We start from the raw sequence: 6873 nt of genomic DNA on the forward strand, positions 1-6873 counted from the left end.
ATATTGTTTCTTGTTCAATTTGGTGGTTGGTCTAGCCTCAATGTTTTCACCTTTTGAAGCAAGAAATTCGGTGGCCCTATCTAGCGAGATATTTAATTCGCGTAAAACCTTGTTTAATCTTATTGTTTTACTCATAGCTTTTTCTAAATACAAACTACCGGCAGTACGTTTTAAAACGACCTATTAATTGATGAAAATAGTATTTTAATTGATTGTATCTATTAAATAAACAAAAACCAGAAAGAAAATAGCGAAGGGGTCAGTATACTCCAGTATATCCAAAATGTGTTGGTGAATTGTAATCAATGTTTAGTCTTTAGGACCTCCGAAGGAGATAACAATGAGTTTCCTTTACAAAGTGTAGATATATCTATTTTAATTACAATATTGGGTTGTTTTAATAAATGTCCAACACAGACAAGCCGATACTTTTCATTAATTTTATCCGAAGCTAAATCTGTTATTTTAAGAGATGTGAATGTTCTGAATATTTTATTAACAACTATGTCTGAATAGTAGGATTTCAAAATATCGATTTCGTCTTTTGTATATAGGTCTATCGTTTTCATATGGCTAATTTAAGATTCTTCATCTAATAGGGGAGGACCAGAACATATATTTATCCAATTAAGCAGTATCGTAAAATACAGTATGAATTGAATCACGTACGGTGAAAGGGGGGTACACTTCGCTATGCCTATTCGACTGTATGACGGTATTATTTCATTTTTTTTATTAAACCTAAATCAGGATTGTTCTTTTGATAAAGATGTTTGGCACGACATTTTTTTGCCAATAAATTTAAAACCCTTTTATCTCCTAATTCTGTTGCACTGAAATCGATGTTATAATTTAAGACTTGTAATACGTCTGATAAATAGAATGAATTTTTATCCAAATTAATGATGTAATTATCAATTACTTTATTCCAATGTTTTGGTCTTTCTGCTGTCAAAAGAAGCATAAGTTCGTGTTTAATTAAGCTATTAGATTCATTTTCAGCTTTATTAATTAATAATGGTCCCATTTTTGCTGAAAACAAGTCATCTTTGAAGAATTTTACGATATTGCTAGGTATTGCTAACAAAACAGCTTTTCTTCTTTCTTCTACAGAATTGAATTTAGTAAAGTCTTCCTCTACTAAGTGGAACTTTGCTCCTTCAAAACTAGCACTTCCTTTTTCAGCAAGGATAGGCGATAAGGCAATCAATAATTTGTTTATTTCGAGCCAAGCAACTGTAATATTGTTTAAGAGTTCAGTTCTTATTTTATGATCAACAAAATCACTATTTCTTAAAGCTCGTGAAGAGGCAGAAATTTGCCGCATCAAAACTAGAAATGAATAATCTCTAAGAACAGTATTAATAACTTGATTATATGGTTTTATTTGGTCATAATACTTATCACTGTATTTATCTTTAACTTCATCTGGTAGACCTGACGAAACTACATCTTCTCCTATTTTTTTTTCTTCTCTTTCAAGATTTTCAATTTCTGGTTTCCAAGAGATAGATTTGTAAGGGTTTATTGTATCTGGAATATTGACTTTTGCCTTTACTGTCTGTAAAGTCTCAGTTAAATCCTTATTTAATATTTGTATAGCATCATCTCTATTTCTATCTATCCCTGTGTAAAATTCTATTATTTCTGGATAGTCAACATACTTTTTTTGAGAATAAATACTTTCCAAAAATTCTTTATTCATTTTCATTCTTTGAGCAATAAAATAAAATACCCAATAAGAATTTCTGAAATATATGGTTTGAGTGAACTTATTATTCGTAAGTATGGAATTATCAATTAGAAGATTTAACAGATATGATAAGTCTAATTCAATGTAATTTTGCTCAGAAAAATCCTTCAGTACAGTTTTAAATGTCGATTCGTTAAATTCAAAATCATTCTTTTCAACTAAATATTGACAGAAATATCCTAAAACATAATTGCAATCCTTGATATCAGGTTTTTTGTCGTAGTAGGTTGGTATTTCATAATCTTCAAAGATTGTAGAAAGTATTGTTTCTAAAAGTTTTGTTCTATTAATTGGTGAGTATTCAGAACCAATTCTCGATGAAGCACGTAATACACTTAAACAGTTTTTTACAGTACGATGAAGATTTAGTATTTCTAAATCTTTAGTTACTTTTTCTAAAATAGTATCGTTGTCGTCAGTGAAATCTTTATTCTTTGCATAAGAATTAACAACTGACCTTAATTCATTTTTCGGTAAAGGTAGCAGATAGTAGTTTGTAAATGGGCGTTTAATTTCAACCTTATCATCTTCATCAGATTTAAGGAAAAAGTTATTGTCGAGAGTGTTTAGTATTATTATCGGTGTTTCTGTTAATTCGCAACATACGTTTTTAATTAAAGGCATCATACCTAGTTCTTCGAAACAAACTGAATCGAGAATGATACAGTCAATTTCGGTAATTTCTTTTTTGTAATATTCAATCGCCTCTCTTTTTAAATCCTTTATAACCTTGTGTTTCTTTGTATTCTTAGCATTTAAATACAAAAAAGTTTTTCCTTTTTTCCACGCCTGTAATTTTATATAGTGAGCTAAAGAAGTAAGTCCAAATTCAGTAGGTGCTTTAATTATAATGTCTTTTGGCTTTTCAATGATTGAACTAATCTCTATTTTATTTTCTAAATTTTTATTCGGATTATTAGGAATTTCTCTCTTGGAGCTTATAATAGGTTCAATCCAAATTGGACTTTTCTCGTTGTAAGTTTTTAGAGAATTTTCTAAATCTTGATCTAAATTTTCAATTATTAAATCAACTTCTTCTGCCTTTTCATTTGGATTAGCTAATGGAGAATTTTCTTTAATAAATAGTTCTAATTTTTCTTTTAATTGTTTTTTAAAATGGTTTATATTCTCAAAATCAACGTATAAACCTTTGTCTTGTACACTTGATTTAAATTCCCTTACCAGTTTTCTTTGTAGGACAATTGTATCAATATCTGGATGGTCAATATCGATGTTGTCTTTACCAAAAAAGAATATGATTTTTGGGATACAATTATTTGATTTTTTCTTTCTATCTAATGCGTCATTGAACTCGTGTTCTGTTCCGCTTCCTGCTTTATTGGTCGGATGTCCAAATCGGTTTTTCATTATTCCAATGAAAATATCGTAATTGGAAGTTTTGATATATTCATCAATGATTTCTTGACCATTTTTACCCATATCAGGCAATACATCATACTCCCACATAAATGGCTTAAGATTGATGCCTAAATATTGTGCTAATCCATTATTGATTTCTTTAATAACTTCTTCACAAATTTCTCTTTCTTCCATACAATCTCCTGGTGAAGAGATAAAGCATTTGTAGATTTTCAATAATTCCATATGATGTTTTGTAGTTTGTTGGTTTTAAATGGATACAACGGTTTTGGTTATGGTTTGTTAAGGATAAGGACGTGAGTCATTTTCCGCTGAGGAACAAACCTTGGTAAATATACGAGGATTTTCCGCTAGGGAAAATCCGCCTTAATAAATAATAACCAATGTGTGTGCCCAGCATGGGCATCATATATCTGCTGCAAAGTAGATTATTAATTTAGAGGGTGCAAGCCTGCCCAATCTGTCTAGGCGAACCTGCGTGATGGACAGGCAGGTCTCTTATGGACAGGGGCAACCTTCCGGCTACGCTCTGGACAGACTATTTGAATAAGACAAGGGAAAATGAATTTTAATCACCTTTGAGAACCCGACGGGACTTCGATATCCATCTATAAAATACCACTAAACCATAGCAACCTCCAAAGAAAGGGACAAAACGACCCGGTTTTGTCAACTCGGTCTTCATGTTTGGCTCCCTCACCTACTTTCGGGTCAGGCAATACCGACCACGCGAAGACTTAGTTTTGTGCCTAGTGTTTTTTTTATTCAAATAATCTTTGTTGGTTATCTGGTTTAGCTGTTGAGACAACATGAATAAACCTAATTCTCGGTCTTTTCTCCTTATAGTCTCCTTTTTTGTCAAGCCTGTCCACATATCCTTTCAAAATACAGTTCGAGAACAGAAACTGCCTATAATCTCTTACGTTACCTGAATCAGGAATACAAGTTAGAACGTGGTTTTCGTAGAAAAACCCTATTGTATTGCTGTTTTCGTTGCCACGACTTATATGGCCTTCAAGTTCCACATATTGTCCGTGTTCGAGTTCTGGGAAAAGGATTTCTTCTTCATCTTCTTCAGGTATAAAAATGAATTTTCGTTTGTGGTTGACTCTTGCGGTTTCAATTTCCTTGTCCTTGTTGTAGCTAATAACTAACTCTCGCTCTTCTTCTATAACTCTCGCCAAATTTGAAAAAAGTTTGGGTGGACAGTTGGTAAATAACTCCAAATAATCCGTAGGCACCCAAAGTATCTCTCCTTCATCGTTTGTTAATCCAACTTCCTTATTGTCTTTCGAGAATTTTAGTTTTTCTAATTTCTTTTTTGTCAATGAACCAAGGTGAACAGCTACTTTCACAACCCAAGTCAAGCCTTTGAATGCCTGTTGAAAAACGTCTTTAAACCCTACATCTTTGAAGTCCCTTTTTGCCATTTCGCCTAAGGCACTGCCAAAGTATTTCATTGCTCCCCAAGTCAACGAAGTTTTTATTAGTACTTCATTTATATTCTCAGGGAAAATTGTCTCCCAACTGCCTTTTCGAACTCTTACTGGAACTTCAAATTTTATTTTTTCGAACTCAGGATTTTCCTGATAAAGAAAATAGCGTAGGATCTCATCAATGCCTATTAGTGCTTCTCCTGCTCTTCGAGCATCGAGGAATCCATCTTCAACTAAATGTCCTTCATATTTTATTGAAGCAAATATGTTTTCGTCTTTAGGTTCCATTTTATCACATTAGGCACAACGTAAGTGTATAGTAATAAGTTAAAATATATCCTTTTAGGACCTACCAATGTAAGACTTTATTTACTGTTTTGGAAGTGGTTTTACAAAGTGGTAGTCGTCCTGTTGGTAAAATTCGATGAAGTAGTAGGAGTAATCGATAGGTAATGGGAAATTTAAGCCGGATTATTTGAAACGAATTGACATGAAAACATTAACTCTTTATATTTCTAGTGATGGTGGTTTGTATTAGAGGAGAAAACTCACGACTTGAAATTGAAAAATAAACCTTGGAGATGTTGTCCGATTAAATCTTCTTTTTAAATTCAGTCAAAGCAGTAACAATAGCGGTTTCCATTTCTTTGTATTCCTCTTGTACATCGGCTTGGTATACCACGTTTTCGCCAATATTGGTCTTTGGGATAAATTCATTGTCCTCCGAAAGAATCCATGCCGGATTATACCCCAAGGAATAGTAGTATAAAATCAATTTGATGGTTGTTAAGGAAATGGCTCCACGCTCTACATTGACCAGGGTATTATAGTCCATATCGAAACGCTCGGTAATGGCCTTTATGGAAAATTTGCTGGTACGCCTGTTGCCGGTATCCTTTTGTATCAGCTCTTCCCGTATCAATTTTAACCGTTCACTGATATAGTTAAAATCCTCGGTAGGAGCTTTCATCAACTCGTAAATGTCTTTCATGTTTTGAATGATTAATTTTCCATATCCAATGCTATAGGGAAGCTAGAGAATAAGCTCTCTAAATCCGTTGTGCTGCCATTGGCTAACTTTGGAGAATCGGTTTCCGATAACACTTCAAAGTTAGTGATTTCATTTTGCCTACGATAAGCATCTGCCAATGCCTTTTTCGGTAGGCTATTAAAAACAGTAATAAAATCTTTGGCGATAATGTCGTTCTCTTTGAGGGATTTTTCTATATCTCCACCTATCTTATTCTTGTCAAATACTGCTAACTTCGGTTTTTTCCCTGTGGCACGACAATACTCACGTTCCACCAGGGTATTGATATCCTGGATCACTTTCATGAAATTTTTCTCCAAAAACCTATTTTTCTCTTGCTCTGAGAACATCCGATCTATCAAACCTGTAATATAATCTTTTATAGAGTTTCTTGAATCCGTATCCTCTCTTATAAAGCCCTCTACTTTCGACAGATGGTCAAATAGCTTTATTTCCTTGACCATTAGCATAAACTGAGACTGTTTAATGGAATTTTTATAATGTGCTTTGGTAAATCCATCAAGGTACTTCCCGTAGAAAACTCTAGGATCCCTCTGATGGAAATCGAGATGCGTCACCACCTCAAAAAAATCTAGGTTTTGTAAAATGCCCATTTTTGAGGCTACCAGTTCCTGATGGTGCTTATTTTTGAATTCGGTGTGAGCGGGTAGTTCGTATTTACCTTGGATTTTCTTTGCTTCCATGTTGGGCTTTATTAGTCCACAACATAGTTTTTGTGCTATCGGGTGCTCAAAAGTATCGGCCACAATACCTGCAAAATGCCCGGTGGACATACTGGTTATCCTGCTCTTTGGAAGCAAGGACGAAAGGATGGTACTAAAATTGACGGTAGTGTCCTGGTTGGAAACCGCCTTGCTTCTTTTTTCCTGATGGATACGACCAAAGATCTCACTGATCCGACGAGCTGTTTCTCCTTTTGCCGCACCACTGAAGACATTGGAGCAGTTGTCAAAAATGACTTCTGCCAACTCCCTGCCATAATCGGCTATTAGTTGGGTGATACTCTGTATACCAAGTACAGTCGCCACATAGTGGGCCCGTCCGGTATCGATAATCCTACGCAGTCCCATGATGAAAACGGTGGGAAGTTCATCCAAGATCAGCCCCATGGGCCTGCCCCCTGGTTTGTTTACCACCTGTAGCGCCTTGTTAATGTACAGGCCAATGGGAGCAGCGTATATTTCAGAGCGGTCCGGATTGTTTTGGATGCAGACTATTTTTGGACGTTGTGGACTGTTGATATCCAATTGAAA

Annotated in this window: 5 protein-coding genes; all 5 read right to left on the reverse strand. The window is 34.5% G+C overall.

Annotated elements, in window-relative coordinates; translation table 11 throughout:
* Positions 1-302: 302 nt before the first annotated feature.
* Positions 303-569: a hypothetical protein gene (locus F1E73_RS13385; RefSeq protein WP_150452188.1), complete on the reverse strand. Its 267-nt coding sequence runs from the start codon at positions 567-569 to the stop codon at positions 303-305.
* Positions 570-718: 149 nt separating this feature from the next.
* Complete coding sequence (locus F1E73_RS13390; protein ID WP_150452189.1) at positions 719-3358, reverse strand: DUF4062 domain-containing protein; 2640 nt, start codon at positions 3356-3358, stop codon at positions 719-721.
* Positions 3359-3894: 536 nt separating this feature from the next.
* Complete coding sequence (locus F1E73_RS13395; RefSeq protein ID WP_150452190.1) at positions 3895-4857, reverse strand: hypothetical protein; 963 nt, start codon at positions 4855-4857, stop codon at positions 3895-3897.
* Positions 4858-5161: 304 nt separating this feature from the next.
* Positions 5162-5560 (reverse strand): hypothetical protein, encoded by a 399-nt coding sequence (locus tag F1E73_RS13400; RefSeq protein ID WP_150452191.1) that lies wholly within the window; start codon positions 5558-5560, stop codon positions 5162-5164.
* Positions 5561-5571: 11 nt separating this feature from the next.
* Positions 5572-6873 (reverse strand): TraM recognition domain-containing protein (locus F1E73_RS13405; protein ID WP_150452192.1); only part of this gene is annotated, 1302 nt, incomplete at its 5' end.

The organism is Arenibacter lacus, from assembly GCF_008711145.1.
In the GTDB taxonomy this organism is placed as follows: Bacteria; Bacteroidota; Bacteroidia; order Flavobacteriales; family Flavobacteriaceae; genus Arenibacter; species Arenibacter amylolyticus.